Genomic DNA, 14252 nt, shown 5'->3' on the forward strand with positions numbered 1-14252 from the left:
GAATCGGCCATCATGCTGAGGCATGTTCGCTCTGATGGCCGAGTGAACGACTATAAATAGGCGGTGACTGGGGAGGCGAGAGCCTCCCCGCTCATTTCCGGAGCCCTGATGAGAATACTGATCGTAGGTCCCAGCTGGGTCGGTGACATGGTGATGGCGCAGACCCTGTTCGTCTGCCTCAAGCAGCGCCATCCCGGCTGTGAGATCGATGTGCTGGCGCCCGAGTGGAGCCGGCCGATCCTCGAACGCATGCCCGAGGTGCGCGCGGCGCTGAGCTTCCCGCTCGGCCACGGCGTGCTGGACATCGCTACCCGCCGGCGCATCGGCAAGTCCCTGGCCGGCCAGTACGACCAGGCGATTCTGCTGCCAAACTCGCTCAAGTCCGCCCTGGTGCCGTTCTTCGCCGGCATCCCCAAGCGCACCGGCTGGAAGGGCGAGATGCGCTACGGCCTGCTCAACGACATCCGCAAGCTGGATAAAGAACGTCTGCCGCTGATGATCGAGCGCTTCATGGCGCTCGCCTATGAAGCGGATGCCGAGATTCCCAAGCCCTACCCGCAGCCGCGCCTGCAGATCGACGAGGCCAGCCGCGCCGCGGCCCTGGCCAAATTCGGCCTGAGCCTGGACCGCCCGGTGCTGGCTCTGTGCCCCGGTGCCGAGTTCGGCGAGGCCAAGCGCTGGCCGGTCGAGCACTACGCCAAGGTCGCCGAGATCAAGATCCGCGCCGGCTGGCAGGTGTGGATGTTCGGCTCGAAGAATGATCATCCCGGCTGCGAGGCGATCCGTGCCCGCCTGATCCCGGGCCTGCGCGAGGAAAGCGTCAACCTGGCCGGTGAGACCAGCCTGGCCGAGGCCATCGACCTGATGTCCGCCGCCGGCGCCGTGGTCTCCAACGACTCCGGCCTGATGCACGTGGCCGCCGCGCTCAATCGCCCGCTGGTGGCGGTGTACGGCTCCACCTCGCCACAGTTCACCCCGCCGCTGGCCGACCAGGTGGAGATCGTCCGCCTGGGCCTGGACTGCAGCCCCTGCTTCGATCGCACCTGCCGCTTCGGTCACTACAACTGCCTGCGCCAGCTCAAGCCGCGCCCGGTGATCGAGGCGCTGGATCGCCTGGTGGCCGACCCGGTCGAGGTCGCCGGATGAGGGTCCTGCTGATCAAGACCTCGTCCCTCGGCGACGTGATCCACACCCTGCCGGCACTCACCGACGCGGCGCGCGCCATCCCCGGCATCCAGTTCGACTGGGTGGTGGAGGAGGGCTTCGCCGAGATTCCGGCCTGGCATCCGGCCGTGGCCCAGGTGATCCCGGTGGCGATCCGCCGCTGGCGCAAACATCCGCTGCAGACCTGGAAGAGCGGCGAGTGGAAACGCTTCAAGCAGCGTCTGGGCGAGGTCGACTACGACCTGGTGCTCGACGCGCAGGGCCTGCTCAAGAGTGCCTTCCTGACCCGCTACAGCAAGGCGCCGGTAGCCGGCCTGGATCGTGACTCGGCACGCGAGCCGATCGCCTGCCGCTTCTACGATCGGCTGTACGCCGTGGCCAAGAACCAGCACGCGCTGGAGCGCACCCGCCAGCTGTTCGCCCAGGCCCTGGGCTATGAACTGCCCGAGGGTATGGGCGACTACGGCCTGGACCGCGGCGCCATGATGGACGCGGCCTCGCAGCCTTACCTGCTGTTCCTGCACGGCACCACCTGGGCCAGCAAGCACTGGCCGGAGGTCGACTGGCGTGCCCTGGCCGAGCGCATGGCCGGGCAGGGCTGGGCGATCCGCCTGCCTTGGGGCAACGAGAACGAACGCGCCCGCGCCGAACGCATCGTCGCTGGCATCGAGGGCGCCGCCGTACTGCCCAAGCTGAACCTGGCCGGTGTGGCCAAGGTGATCGCCGGTGCCACCGCCTGCGTCGCCGTGGACACCGGTCTCGGCCACCTGGCCGCGGCGCTCGACGTGCCGACCATCTCCCTCTACGGTCCGACCCTGCCAGGCAAGGTCGGCGCCTATGGCCGCGGTCAACTGCATCTGTGTGCCAGCGGCCCGGATGCCGGCAAGGGTGATCGGCACAAGCCGTGCTTCGACGGCCTCGGCGCGCAGCGCGTGGGCGACGAGCTGAACGCCTTGCTGCTGGCGCAGCAGGAGGCGGTGTAATGCAGCTGGCCTTCGTCCTCTACAAGTACTTCCCGTTCGGCGGCCTGCAGCGCGATTTCATGCGCATCGCCCTGGAGTGCCAGGCGCGCGGCCATGCCATCCGCGTCTACACACCGATCTGGGAGGGTGAAGTGCCCGCCGGCTTCGACGTGCGGGTGGCGCCGATCAAGGCGTTCTTCAACCACCATCGCAACGAGCGTTTCAGCGCCTGGCTGGCGGCGGATCTGGCGCGTGACCCGGTGGATCGCGTGGTCGGTTTCAACAAGATGCCGGGCCTCGACGTCTACTACGCCGCCGACGGCTGCTACGAAGACAAGGCGCAGACCCTGCGCGCGCCGATCTACAAGCGCTGGGGCCGCTACAAGCACTTCGCCGACTACGAGCGGGCGGTGTTCGCCCCCGAGTCGAAGACCGAGATCCTGATGATCTCCGAGGTGCAGCAGCCGCTGTTCATCAAGCATTACCAGACCCCGGATGCGCGCTTCCATCTGCTGCCGCCGGGCATCGCCGCCGACCGCCGCGCGCCGGCCAATGCCGCCGAGATTCGTGCCGAGTTCCGCCGCGAGTTCAAGCTGGCCGACGACGACCTGCTGCTGGTGCAGATCGGCTCCGGCTTCAAGACCAAGGGGCTGGACCGCAGCCTCAAGGCGCTGGCCGCGCTGCCGCGCGAGCTGAAGAAGCGCACCCGCCTGATCGCCATCGGCCAGGACGATCCCAAGCCCTTCCTGTTGCAGGTCAAGGCGCTGGGGCTGAGCGACCAGGTGCAGATTCTCAAGGGGCGCAGTGATATTCCGCGCTTCCTGCTCGGCGCCGACCTGCTGATCCACCCGGCCTACAACGAGAACACTGGCACCGTGTTGCTGGAGGCCGTGGTCTCCGGCCTGCCGGTGCTGGTCAGCGAGGTGTGCGGCTACGCCCACTACATCGCCGAAGCCGATGCCGGACGCGTGGTGCCTGCGCCGTTCGCGCAGGACGAGCTCAATCGCCTGCTGGCCGAGATGCTCAGCGATGGCGCGGCGCGGACGAAGTGGGGCGCCAATGGCCTGACCTTTGCCGATTCGGCTGACCTGTATTCCATGCCGCAGCACGCGGCCGATGTGATCCTGGCGGAGCGCGCATGAAGCTGATCCTCGCCGAGCCGTTCCAGTCGCTGTGGGCCGGACGTGATGCCTTCGTGGCCGTGGAGGCCCTGCAGGGCCAGGTCTACCGCGAACTGGAGGCGCGCCGCACGCTGCGCACCGAGGTCGACGGCCGCGGCTATTTCGTCAAGATTCACCGCGGCGTGGGCTGGGGCGAGATCTTCAAGAACCTGCTCACCGCCAAGCGCCCGGTGCTCGGCGCCGGCCAGGAGTGGGCGGCGATCCAGCGCCTGACCGAGGCTGGCGTGCCGACCATGACCGCCGTGGCCTACGGCGAGCGTGGCAGCAACCCGGCGACGCAGCATTCCTTCATCGTCACCGAGGAGCTGGCGCCGACCACCGACCTGGAACAGTTGACCCTGAACTGGCTTCAGCAGCCGCCAGAGCCACGGCTCAAGCGCGCGCTGATCGCCGAAGTGGCGAAGATGACCGGCAACATGCATCGCGCCGGGGTCAACCACCGCGACTGCTACATCTGCCACTTCCTGCTGCACACCGACAAGCCGGTGACGGCGGATGATCTGCGCCTGTCCATCATCGATCTGCACCGCGCCCAGGTGCGCGGCGCCACGCCGCTGCGCTGGCGCAACAAGGACCTGGCCGGTCTGTATTTCTCCGCGCTGAGCATCGGCCTGACCCGCCGCGACAAGCTGCGCTTCCTGCGTGGTTATTTCGCCGGCCAGCCGCTGCGGCAGATCCTGCGTGACGAGGCGCCGCTGTTGCGCTGGCTCGAGGGCAAGGCCGAGCGTCTGCTGGCGCGCTACGAGCGCAAGTACGCCAGAGGAGGCGAAGCGTGAGTCAATGGAAGCTCGCCGAGGGTCTGGACGCCGGAACCGCTGCACGCTTCGCCGACCTCGACCAGGTGTTCGCGCTGGAGGGTGACTGGATCACCGGCGACCCGCTGTCCGAGGTGCTGCGGGTGGAGCACGCCGGCGTGCGTTACTACGTCAAACGCTACTGGGGCGCCGGCAAGGGCCTGCGGCGCTGGCTCGGTCGGCCGCGGGTCAAGGCCGAGTGGCAGAACCTCAAGTACTTCGCCAAGTGGGGCATTCCCACCGCGGCCTTGGTGGGCTGGGGGCAGGAGCGTGAGCGCGGCGCCTTCAAACGTGGTGCGCTGATCACCCGTGAGCTGGAAGGCACCATGGACATGGCGGCCATTGCCCAGCAGAACGACCCGCGCCTGGCCGATGCGCACTGGGTGGACGGCGTCAGCCGCCAACTGGCCAGAGCGACTCGGGAGTTGCACGACCACCACTTCGCCCACAACGACCTGAAGTGGCGCAACCTGCTGGTCAACCCGGCCGGCGAGCTGTTCTTCATCGACTGTCCGACTGGCGCCTTCTGGTGGGGACCCTTCCTGCGTTACCGCATCGTCAAGGACCTGGCCTGCCTGGACAAGGTCGCCAGCAAGGTGCTGTCGCGCAGCCAGCGCCTGCGTTTCTACCTGCAGTACCGCGGGCGGACGCGGCTGAACGCCAGCGACAAGCGGCGTGTTCGTCAGATAGTGAAATTCTTCGAGGGCAGGGAATGAGCGACTTCATCGCCGCCGAGGATCGCGAGATTCTCGAACGCCACGGACTGGCCGATTTCGACGCGCTGTGGGCGCTCAAGCTTGAGGCGGTGGACGAACCGAACACCGAGCGCGGCGGCTGGAGCAGCGTTTACCGCCTGGACCTGGGCGAGGCGGCTTACTACCTCAAGCGGCAGAGCAATCACCTGACTCGCAGCCTGCTGCGCCCGCTGGGCGAACCGACCTTCGCCCGCGAGTTTCGCAATATCCAGCGCTACAGCGGCCTGGGCATTCCCGCGCTGCAGGCCGCCTTCTTCGCCGAGCGCAAGCTGCCGGGCGAGCGCCGCGCCGTGCTGCTCACCCGCGCCCTGGATGGCTGGAAGGAGTTGGATCAGTGGCTGCCGGACTGGGCGCAGCTGGAACCGGCGCAACGCAGCGCCATCCTGCGCGCCTGTGGCGAGCTGGCGCGCCACCTGCACGCTGCCGGGCAGGTGCATGGCTGCTTCTATCCCAAACACATCTTCCTGCGCGTGGCAGGCGATGGCTTCGAAGCTCAGCTGATAGATCTGGAGAAGACTCGTCCGCTGCTGCTGGGCGAGCGTGACCGGATCAAGGACCTGGAGCCCCTGGTGCGCCGCGCCAACATGTGGAGCGAGGCCGACGTGCAGCAGTTGCTGGCTGCGTACCTGGGCGCCGCTGGTGACGTCGGGCGCTGGAGCCAGCGCCTGGGCGCGCGGCGGCGTAACAAGGAGGCGCGCTGATGCAGCTCGCCGAGCTGGCGCAGGCCGGACGTGCGCCGAGCCTGCCGCTGACGCTGCAGCTGGAGGGTGAGTCGCTGCAACTCGAGCGCCTGCTGCGGGTGCTGCCGGGGCAGCGCTATGTCGGCCTGGCGCAATGGCGCGGTCGCGCCGTGCTGGCCAAGTTGTTGGTCGGCGGCAAGGCCGAGCGGCACTTCCAGCGCGAGCTGGCCGGCGCCAGGCTGCTCGCCGAGCGGGGGCTGACCACGCCGGCGCTGCTGGCCGAGGGGCATGTGGCAGGGCAGGGCGGCTGGTTGCTGTTCGACTTCCTGGACGGCGCCGAGAGCCTGTGGGATGCCTGGCGCGCGGTCGAGCGCGAGCCCCTGCTGTCCGATGGTCAGCAGGCAGTGCTTGGCGAGGCCTTGGGCGCCATCGGCCAGCTGCACTCCCAGGGGCTATGGCAGGCCGATCTGCACCTGGACAACCTGCTGCGGCAGGGCGGGCGCCTGTATCTGATCGACGGCGGCGGCATCCAGGCGGAGACGCCCGGCCAGCCACTGTCGCGCCATCGGGTGCTGGAAAACCTCGGGGTGTTCTTCGCCCAGCTACCTGCGGAGCTGACGCCCTTCACCGAGGAGCTGCTGGTGCACTACCTGCTGGCCAACGCCGAGCATGCCCTGCCGCTCGAGGCGCTGCTGGCGGAAGTGGCCAAGGTGCGCCAGTGGCGCCTGCGCGACTACCTGAAGAAGATCGGTCGCGACTGCAGCCTGTTCGCCGCACGCATCAATGCTTTCGGCCTGCGTGTGGTGCGCCGTGAGCGCCAGGCCGAACTCACGCCGGTTCTGGATGCGCCGGACGACGCCATCGCCAGCGGACACCTGCTCAAGGATGGCGGCACGGCTACCGTGGCGCTGCTGCAGGCCGAGGGGCAGGCGCTGGTGCTCAAGCGCTACAACATCAAGGGCTGGCTGCACTGGCTCACGCGCTTCTGGCGCCCCAGCCGAGCCTGGCACAGCTGGGTCGAGGGCAATCGCCTGGAGCTGCTGGGCATCGCCACGCCGCGTCCGCTGGCCGTACTCGAACGGCGCTGGTGCGGATTGCGCGGACGCGCCTATCTGCTCACCGAGCACTGCGCCGGCGAGAGTCTGAGCGCGCGCTTTGCCGCGCATGTCGACGGCACGCCGCCGGAGGCCGAGCTGCAGGGCCTGGATCGACTGTTCGCTGCGCTGATCCGCGAGCGCATCAGCCACGGCGACTTCAAGGGTAGCAACCTGTTCTGGGTCGATGGCCAGTGGAGCCTGATCGACCTGGATGCCATGCATCAACACGGCAGCCAGGCCGCCTTCGCCCGCGCCTTTGCCCGCGACCGGGCGCGCTTCCTGCGCAACTGGCCGGCCGAATCCGCCCTGCATCGCCTGCTCGACCAGCGCCTGCCGCGGCTCTGAGCCGAGCTTCGGCTGGCCGGAATACCCTAGGCCCGGTGCAGCCGTTATAATCCCTCGCTTTGTTTGGGTGGACCCGTTTCCGCCTTCCATTATTCCGTGGCGGCTCGCCCGCCCGTAGCAGCAAGAGGCTTTCCCGTGGCATTGACCATTCTCGGCCTGTCCGGCGCACTCAGCCATGACCCGTCCGCCGCCCTGTACATCGACGGCAAGTTGATCGCGGCGGTCGAGGAAGAGCGCTTCGTGCGCGACAAGCATGCGAAGAACCGCATGCCCTACGAGTCCGCCAAGTTCTGCCTGGAACAGGCCGGGATCAAGCCCTCCGACGTCGACGTGGTGGCCATTCCTTTCGCCCCGATCAGCCTGTTCGGCAAGGCCCGCTGGCACTACGCCAAGCGCTACTGGTACGCGCCGGACCGCTCGCTCGACGCGATCCTGATGGGCAACCGCCGCTACAAGCGCTACCACAAGAAGATCCAGTGGTGCCTGGAGCAGCTGGGCTTCGACCTGAAGAAGGTCAAGATCGAACCGGTCGAGCACCACCTGGCCCACGCTTCCAGTGCCTACCACTGCTCGGGCTTCAAGGAAAAAACCGCGATCCTCGGCATCGACGGCAAGGGCGAATACGCCACCACCTTCTTCGGCTACGGCGAGAACGGCAAGATCCACAAGATCAAGGAGTTCTACGATCCGGATTCGCTCGGCGGCCTGTACGGCGCGATCACCGAATTCCTAGGCTTCGAGATGCTCGACGGCGAGTTCAAGGTCATGGGCATGGCGCCCTACGGCGACGCGGCCAAGTACGACTTCTCGCGCCTGGCCAAGTTCGAGAACGGCGAGCTGATCATCAACACCGACTACGCCAACGTCATCGGCTTCCGTCGCTACAAGGAAAACGGCAAGGGCTACTACTTCTCGCCCAAATTGATCGAGTGGCTGGGGCCGAAGCGCCAGGGCGACATCGCCGACGACCCGTACATCCACTACGCCGCCAGCATGCAGGCCCTCTTCGAGAAGCTGGCGCTGGAGATGATGGAGTACTACCTCGGCGACATCCTCAAGGAAACCGGCAAGATCGCCTTCGCCGGCGGCTGCGCGCTGAACGTCAAGCTGAACCAGAAGATCATTGCCCGCGACGACGTGAAGGAGCTGTTCGTGCAGCCTGCCTCCGGCGACGCCGGTACCTCGGTCGGTGCCGCTGCCTACGTCTCGCACCAGCGCGGCGTGCCGGTGGAGAAGATGGAGCACGTCTACCTCGGCCCGTCGTACTCCAACGAAGACGTGATTGCCGCCTGCGCCCGCCACCCGAGCCAGCCGGTGTTCAAACGCATCGACAACACCGCACAGCGCATCGCCAAGATCATGGTCGACGCCAATCCGGTGGCCTGGTTCCAGGGCCGCATGGAGTTCGGCCCGCGCGCCCTCGGCGGCCGCTCGATCATCGGTTGCCCGAGCGTGCCGGGCGTGGCCGACCGTATCAACGAGCAGATCAAGTTCCGCGAGCGCTGGAGACCCTTCTGCCCGTCGATGCTCGACACCGTGGCCGCGCAGATGCTCAAGGTCGACCATCCAAGCCCGTTCATGACCTTCACTTTCGAAGTCAACGAAGAGTGGAAGAACCGCGTCGGCGAAGTGGTGCACGAAGACGGCACCTCGCGCGCCCAGGTGCTGGAGCGCCGCTTCAATCCGCGCTGGTACGACCTGATGCTGGAGCTGGAAAAGCTCACCGGCAACGGCGTGTCGCTGAACACCTCGCTCAACCGCCGCGGCGAGCCGATGATCTGCTCGCCGACCGACGCGCTGAACATGTTCTACGGCTCCGACCTGCAGTACCTGATCATGGAAGACATCCTCGTGGTCAAGGACGGCAAGGACTGGTACGACAATGTCTGAAAAGCCGCTCCTGAGCGTGGTTATTCCCGCATACAACTATGCGGCGACCCTGCCACGCGCGGTCGAGTCAGTGCTGGCTCAGTTGCAAGAAGCTGACGCCGATTTACTGGTGATCGACGACGGCTCGACTGACCAAACCCCTACAGTGCTGGCTGAGCTGCAGGCGCGACATCCAGGTCGCTTCCGCATGCTGCGCAAGGAGAATGGCGGGCTGGCATCGGTCCGCAACCGTGGCATCGATGAGGCACGCGGCGATTACCTGATCTTTCTGGATGCGGATGACGAGATGGCGCCTGGCGCTCTCGCTGTGCTGGCTGCTCACCTGGCCGCCAATCCGCAGAGCCGCCTGGTAATCGGTGCTCACTGTTCTGTGCTCGAGAGCGGCAAGCAGTCGCTGCACAAGGCCGATATGCTGCCTGCTTCGGCTGCTGAGCGGGTGTATGGCTACCTGATCGGTAAGACACTTTCCCTGTCCAACGGCGCTTGCGCCATGCATCGGGATGTCTTCGTGCCCGGGCGCTACCCGGAGCAGTTCCGTAGCGTCGAGGACATTCCTGTCTTCGCCCAGGTGCTCGCGCGTTTTCCGTGCTCGGTGGTCGAGCAACCGCTGGCCCTGATTCACAAGCACTCCACGAGCTTGCGCCACAACCTGACCCATGCTCGTGCGGTGGGGCTGTCATTGGTCGATGAGGTGTTCTCTCCTGCACGCATGCCAGCAGAGCTTCAGGGCATGAAGGCCGCATTCAGGGCCCAGCGCTGCCTGTCTTTGTTCCGTACCTTCCAGCAGGCTGGCGAGTATCAGACGGCTCGCGGCTTCTATCTCGAAGCCTTGCGCACGGACTGGAGAGTGCTGTTCAAGCTTTCCTACACCCGCAAGGCGCTGCGTCTGTGGCTGAATTCAAAGAAGAAGTCGGTATGAGCCAGCGCCGTATCAAGGTTCTGCAGCTGCAGAATCGCTACAACGTGAACGCCTCCGACCTGGCCGAGCAGGTCATCCAGGGGCTGCCGGTCGATCGCTACGAGGTCGTCACCGGCTTCCTGCGTGGCCGTCCTGGGCCGGGTGAGCCCGAGAGCCGTGCGGCGCGCTCGGTCTACTTCGGTTTCTCCCAGGGCGCGCTCAAGGGCCTGCGTCTGCGGGCGCTGTGGCGCCTCTACAGACTCTGCCGTGCGGAACGCTTCGATGTGGTCATCGCCCATCGCTTCAAGCCGATGAACATGCTGATGATCCTCAACCTGCTGCTGAAGATCCCGGCCTGCATCGGCGTGCAGCACGGCATCGGCGACTTCGATCGCCACTACCGCTGCTGGGAAGCGCGCCGGCTGCTGCGCCCCAACTGGCGAGTGGTCGGCGTATCGCGGGCGGTGCGCGATTACCTGCTGGGTTGCGGCGCAGGCTTCAACGAGCGCAATACAGTGCAGATCAACAATGCCATCGACATCGCCCGGGCCGAGGGGCTGCAGCATGCGCCGGCGGAGGCCCGGAGCATGCTTGGGCTGGCTGCCGAGGCCTTCGTGCTCGGTACCATTGGCCGCCTGGTGCCGGTCAAGGGGCATATCCACCTGATCGAAGCCTTCGCGAGCCTCGCATCCGAGTTCCCCGGGGCGCAGGTTGCCATTATCGGTGAAGGGCGCGCGCGCGCCGATCTGGAAGCGGCCATCGCCCGTCATGGCCTGCAGGCGCGCGTCCACCTGCTCGGGGCGAAGGACGATGCCTTGCAGTATGTGCGCGGCTTCGATGCCTTCGTCATGCCTTCGCTGAGCGAAGGACTGCCGCTAGCCCTGCTGGAGGGTATGAGCGGACGTCTGCCGGTGCTGGGCTCCGATATCGACAGCCTGCGGCCAATTCTCGAGGACTGCGGCGGGCGCATCTTCGCCTGCGGTAACGCTGCCGAGCTGACTAGCCGCCTGCGTGAGGTACTCGAGCTGACGCCTCAGGCGCGCATGGCCGAGGGTGAGGAAGCCTATGCCTACCTCTGTCGGGCCCATTCGATCGAGGACTTCCGTCGCCACTACCGGGAGCTGATCGAGCGCATGCTGGGGTCGAAGCATGAGTGAGCAGCCGCTGGTCACGGTGATCATCGCCTCATACAACCACGCGCCTTATGTCGAGGCGGCCATCGAGAGCGTGCTGGCGCAGAGCTACCCCGCGGTGGAGCTGCTGGTCGTCGATGACGGCTCCAGTGATGACAGCGTCGAACGCATCCAGGCGCTGCAGCGCAAGCATGGTTTCGACTTCCGGGTGCAGGCCAATCAGGGGCTGGCGCGCACGCTGAACGATTGCATCGCGCGTGCGCGCGGTAGCCTGATCGCGCCCTTCGGCTCGGACGACGTGATGCTGCCGGAGCGTCTGGCCAAGCAGGTCGCCTATCTGCAGGACAAGCCCGAAGTGGGCATCTGTGCAGGCAATATCGCCCAGATCGATGGCGATGGCCTGCCGCTGGAGCGGCGCGACCGGGTGCGGCCATTCCGTCGGCTCGATTTCGAGGATGTGTTCTGTTCCGACAAGGCGGGTGCTCCTGCACCGACCCTGCTGTTTCGGCGCGAGGCCCTGGAGCAGGTCGGCTGCTTCGATCCCAGCATCCGCCTGGAAGACCTGCTGGTCGAGCTGAAGATCACTCGGGCAGGTTACTTCATCGACGTGCTGCCGGATGTGCTGGCCCAGTACCGTGTGCATGGCACCAACACCTACAAGAACCGCCGCTTCATGATCGAGACGGTGCTCGCGACCTACGCTCGCTTCGATGATCACCCGGCCTATCCGGCGGTCTGCGCGCGTTTTCTCAACTCGATGCTGCTCAAGTGCGCGCGTGACGATAAGCCGCTGGCTCGCGAGCTGCTGCGGCGCATACCGCTGCGGCGCTGGAATGCCAAGACCCTGAGAGCGCTGGGGCGTCTAGCATTCGCCTGAGCGGCGACGTGCTTGAGTGATGAAGTCGTCTATCTGCGATGAGCAGAGCATCGGGATTGCCTGGCGCACCTCGTGCTCGGGCCAGTCCCACCAGGCGATCTGCAGCAGCGCGTCGCGCTGCGCCTCGTCGAAGCGCCAGCGCACATGGCGTGCCGGGTTGCCCGCCACCACCGAGTAGGGGGCGACGTCGCGGCTGACCACGCTGCCGGCGGCCACCACGGCGCCATGGCCGATTTTCACGCCAGACAGGATGATGCTCTGCGAGCACAGCCAAACGTCACTGCCGATCTCGACATCACCCCGGGTGCCGCCATGGTCGGCGATGTGGGCTGCCTCTTCGGTGAATGCCGGAAAGGGGAAGCTGCTCACCCAGTCGATGCGGTGGTGCCCGCCGAGATAGATATGCACGTCTCCGGCGATCGAGCAGTAGGCGCCGATGCGTAGGGTGGAGCCTTCGTTCCAGTCGTGGACCTCGGGCATGCCGTAGGTGCCCGTGCCCACCTGGTAGCTGGGGTAGCGCGTCCTGAACTTCTCCTGGGCCCTGTGCAGCTTCGGCGGCTTGGGCGGCTTGCTCAGGGCCCGCTGCAGGCGCTGCAGCAGTGCTTTCATTTCGTTCCCGCCGAAAGGTTGTGCAGCGCACGCTCGAGGCGGTCCGCCGCGGCTGAGCCGCAACGCTGCCGATAACCTGCCAGCAGCTGTTGCTGGTGCTGCTCTGTCAGCCAGCTGCGGTCCTCTGGATAGCGCAGCATGTGCTGCAGATTGCGCTGGCGCTTCCAGCTGGAAAGCGGTGCGCTGCCAATCTGCATGTCGGACAGGTCGATCAGGCCGAAGCTGTCATCCGGCAGGGCCAACACGTTGCCCAGGTGCAGCGAGCGAAAATAGATGCCTTGCTCGTGCAGTTCGCCGAGGAAGGTGCCGAAGCGCTGCACGTCCAGGGCTCGGGCCGAACTGTCCAGGGCGCGCCAGCGCTGGCGCAGGGTTTCTCCCGGCAGGGGCTGGTAGCGGACACCGTTGAGCTGGCGTTCGGGAATGAGCAGCAGGTCTTCGATGCGCGGAGCGGTGATGCCCAGCGCCACCAGGCGCTCGGCGTTGCGCGCAAACAGCTTGGCCGGCGGCGCCCAGAGCGCGGAGGAGAGCAGGCGCTTGCGGCGGTACAGCTTGAGGAAGTCGCCGTTGCGCAGGCGTGCGACCTTGAGGCCGTAGCCATCCTCTTCGATGGTCTGCGCGCCCTCCAGTAGCAGTTCGAGCTCCTGCTTGCTCAGGGTTTTCATTTGTTCGCGAGGCCTCGTTGGGTGATCGACAAGGCGGCTATCAGGGCCAGTGGGATCCAGATGATGAACCAGCTCTCGTTCGGTCGCGCCAGGAAGCTGCTGCCCTCGGTCAGGCCGGCGGTGAGCCCGTAGACCAGGAGCGCCGAGGCTAACTGGAAGCTGGGCAGATGGCGTTGCCGCAGGCAGCGCCCCAGTGCCAATCCGTGCATCGTTATCCAGGCAAGCAGGCCGACGAGTCCCAGCTCGAGCAGGACGGCCAGGGCGATGTTGTGCGGATCGCTCAGCAGCCCCCGTCGGCCGGGGATGTCGAAGACGAATCGGCTGTCGTAGCCATGGCCGAGCCATGGCGTTTCCAGTGCCTGGCGCAAAGCCTCAGCCCAGAGCTGCGGACGGTAGGAAACACCGCGCTGCAGCAGGATCTGGGGGTCGATCAGCAAGCTCAGCACCGCCAGCGCGAGGATGCCCGCGAGGAGCAGGCCGGCCCTTTTCCAACAGAACAGCAGCATCCAGCAGAGCACGACGACCATGGCCAACAGCGGAGTGCGCGAGCCTGTGGCCAGGCAGGCGAATGCCAGCGGCAGCGCAGCCAGCAGGGCCTGCCAGGCCTTCTCCTTGTGGCTCAGGCCGAGGCAGATCCAGAAGGCGAGGAAGAAGCCGAACACATGTGAACTGAGCAGGGCATTGCGCAAGGCCCCGTAGCCGACCATTCGAGCTCCGGACTCGGACAGGAGGAAGTACGCGACGCTCACGAGCGCGACCAGGCTGGCAACAATAGCTGCGCCATACAGCGTCTTCAGTAGCAGGGCTTGATCGCGCATGGCAATCAGTGCGCAGCCGGCGAAGAGCATGAACACATACAGCGGCCGCTTGGCCAGGCTGATCGAGTTCGAGTCGGATGTGGTCCAGTACAGGCTCGCCAGCAGCCAGGCGGCTAAGGCCAGGAAGGCCAGGATGATCGGTTCGCGCAGCAGCGCCAGCATGTTACGCGGTGCCAGGAGCAGGCCGAGCAGCGCGGGGGCGGCGAAGGCGGCGTAATAGACCTTGGTGTAGGGGCTGATTTCTGGCAGCCAGAACAACCCTGTCAGCAGGCACAGGTAGCCCGCCACCAGCCAATAGCTGCTGATGAACTTGCTCAGGGCGAGGCGGGTTGGAAGCATTATGGCGAGGGGGCGCTGCATCAGTGTGCTGTTGGTCAGGGAAACAGG

Annotated in this window: 14 protein-coding genes; 11 read left to right on the forward strand and 3 right to left on the reverse strand. The window is 66.3% G+C overall.

Annotation, left to right across the window (positions count from 1 at the left end; translation table 11 throughout):
• The first annotated feature begins 108 nt into the window (after positions 1–108).
• The 11 genes from waaF to PTT45_RS09145 all read left to right on the forward strand — a co-directional run bounded on the left by waaF (position 109) and on the right by PTT45_RS09145 (position 11776).
• Positions 109–1146, forward strand: coding sequence for a lipopolysaccharide heptosyltransferase II (gene waaF, locus PTT45_RS09095; RefSeq protein ID WP_273812840.1), 1038 nt, complete (start codon positions 109–111; stop codon positions 1144–1146).
• The gene (gene waaC / locus PTT45_RS09100) at positions 1143–2147 is read left to right on the forward strand and encodes a lipopolysaccharide heptosyltransferase I (RefSeq protein ID WP_273812841.1); all 1005 of its coding nucleotides are present in this window, start codon (positions 1143–1145) and stop codon (positions 2145–2147) included. Before waaF ends, waaC begins: the two co-directional genes overlap by 4 nt.
• Positions 2147–3268, forward strand: a complete 1122-nt coding sequence (locus tag PTT45_RS09105) for a glycosyltransferase family 4 protein (protein ID WP_273812842.1) — start codon at positions 2147–2149, stop codon at positions 3266–3268. The genes waaC and PTT45_RS09105 overlap by 1 nt, the downstream gene beginning before the upstream one ends.
• The gene (rfaP, locus tag PTT45_RS09110; protein ID WP_273812843.1) at positions 3265–4083 is read left to right on the forward strand and encodes a lipopolysaccharide core heptose(I) kinase RfaP; all 819 of its coding nucleotides are present in this window, start codon (positions 3265–3267) and stop codon (positions 4081–4083) included. The genes PTT45_RS09105 and rfaP overlap by 4 nt, the downstream gene beginning before the upstream one ends.
• Positions 4080–4817: a lipopolysaccharide kinase InaA family protein gene (locus PTT45_RS09115; protein ID WP_273812844.1), complete on the forward strand. Its 738-nt coding sequence runs from the start codon at positions 4080–4082 to the stop codon at positions 4815–4817. The genes rfaP and PTT45_RS09115 overlap by 4 nt, the downstream gene beginning before the upstream one ends.
• A complete protein-coding gene (locus PTT45_RS09120) occupies positions 4814–5557 on the forward strand; it encodes a lipopolysaccharide kinase InaA family protein (protein ID WP_273812846.1) in 744 nt (247 codons plus the stop codon). The genes PTT45_RS09115 and PTT45_RS09120 overlap by 4 nt, the downstream gene beginning before the upstream one ends.
• Positions 5557–6978, forward strand: coding sequence for a lipopolysaccharide kinase InaA family protein (locus PTT45_RS09125; RefSeq protein WP_273812847.1), 1422 nt, complete (start codon positions 5557–5559; stop codon positions 6976–6978). The genes PTT45_RS09120 and PTT45_RS09125 overlap by 1 nt, the downstream gene beginning before the upstream one ends.
• 135 nt (positions 6979–7113) lie before the next feature.
• Positions 7114–8868, forward strand: coding sequence for a carbamoyltransferase family protein (locus PTT45_RS09130; protein WP_273812848.1), 1755 nt, complete (start codon positions 7114–7116; stop codon positions 8866–8868).
• Positions 8861–9787 carry a glycosyltransferase family 2 protein gene (locus PTT45_RS09135; RefSeq protein WP_273812849.1) on the forward strand — a complete coding sequence of 309 codons (927 nt, stop codon included), beginning with the start codon at positions 8861–8863 and terminating at the stop codon, positions 9785–9787. Before PTT45_RS09130 ends, PTT45_RS09135 begins: the two co-directional genes overlap by 8 nt.
• Positions 9784–10923, forward strand: a complete 1140-nt coding sequence (locus tag PTT45_RS09140) for a glycosyltransferase (RefSeq protein WP_273812850.1) — start codon at positions 9784–9786, stop codon at positions 10921–10923. The genes PTT45_RS09135 and PTT45_RS09140 overlap by 4 nt, the downstream gene beginning before the upstream one ends.
• Positions 10916–11776, forward strand: coding sequence for a glycosyltransferase (locus tag PTT45_RS09145; RefSeq protein ID WP_273812851.1), 861 nt, complete (start codon positions 10916–10918; stop codon positions 11774–11776). Before PTT45_RS09140 ends, PTT45_RS09145 begins: the two co-directional genes overlap by 8 nt.
• On the opposite strand, the gene PTT45_RS09150 is transcribed toward PTT45_RS09145, so the two are convergent.
• From PTT45_RS09150 to PTT45_RS09160, 3 genes are read right to left on the reverse strand one after another with little or no spacing between them, the layout of a single operon-like run.
• Positions 11762–12385, reverse strand: coding sequence for a CatB-related O-acetyltransferase (locus PTT45_RS09150; protein WP_273812852.1), 624 nt, complete (start codon positions 12383–12385; stop codon positions 11762–11764). The genes PTT45_RS09145 and PTT45_RS09150 overlap by 15 nt on opposite strands.
• On the reverse strand, positions 12382–13047 hold the full coding sequence (locus PTT45_RS09155; protein ID WP_273812853.1) for a lipopolysaccharide kinase InaA family protein: 666 nt from the start codon (positions 13045–13047) through the stop codon (positions 12382–12384). Before PTT45_RS09155 ends, PTT45_RS09150 begins: the two co-directional genes overlap by 4 nt.
• The gene (locus tag PTT45_RS09160; protein ID WP_273812854.1) at positions 13044–14225 is read right to left on the reverse strand and encodes an O-antigen ligase family protein; all 1182 of its coding nucleotides are present in this window, start codon (positions 14223–14225) and stop codon (positions 13044–13046) included. Before PTT45_RS09160 ends, PTT45_RS09155 begins: the two co-directional genes overlap by 4 nt.
• Positions 14226–14252 lie beyond the last annotated feature (27 nt).

The sequence above is a fragment of the Pseudomonas sp. Gutcm_11s genome, assembly GCF_028649395.1.
Classification (GTDB): Bacteria; Pseudomonadota; Gammaproteobacteria; order Pseudomonadales; family Pseudomonadaceae; genus Aquipseudomonas.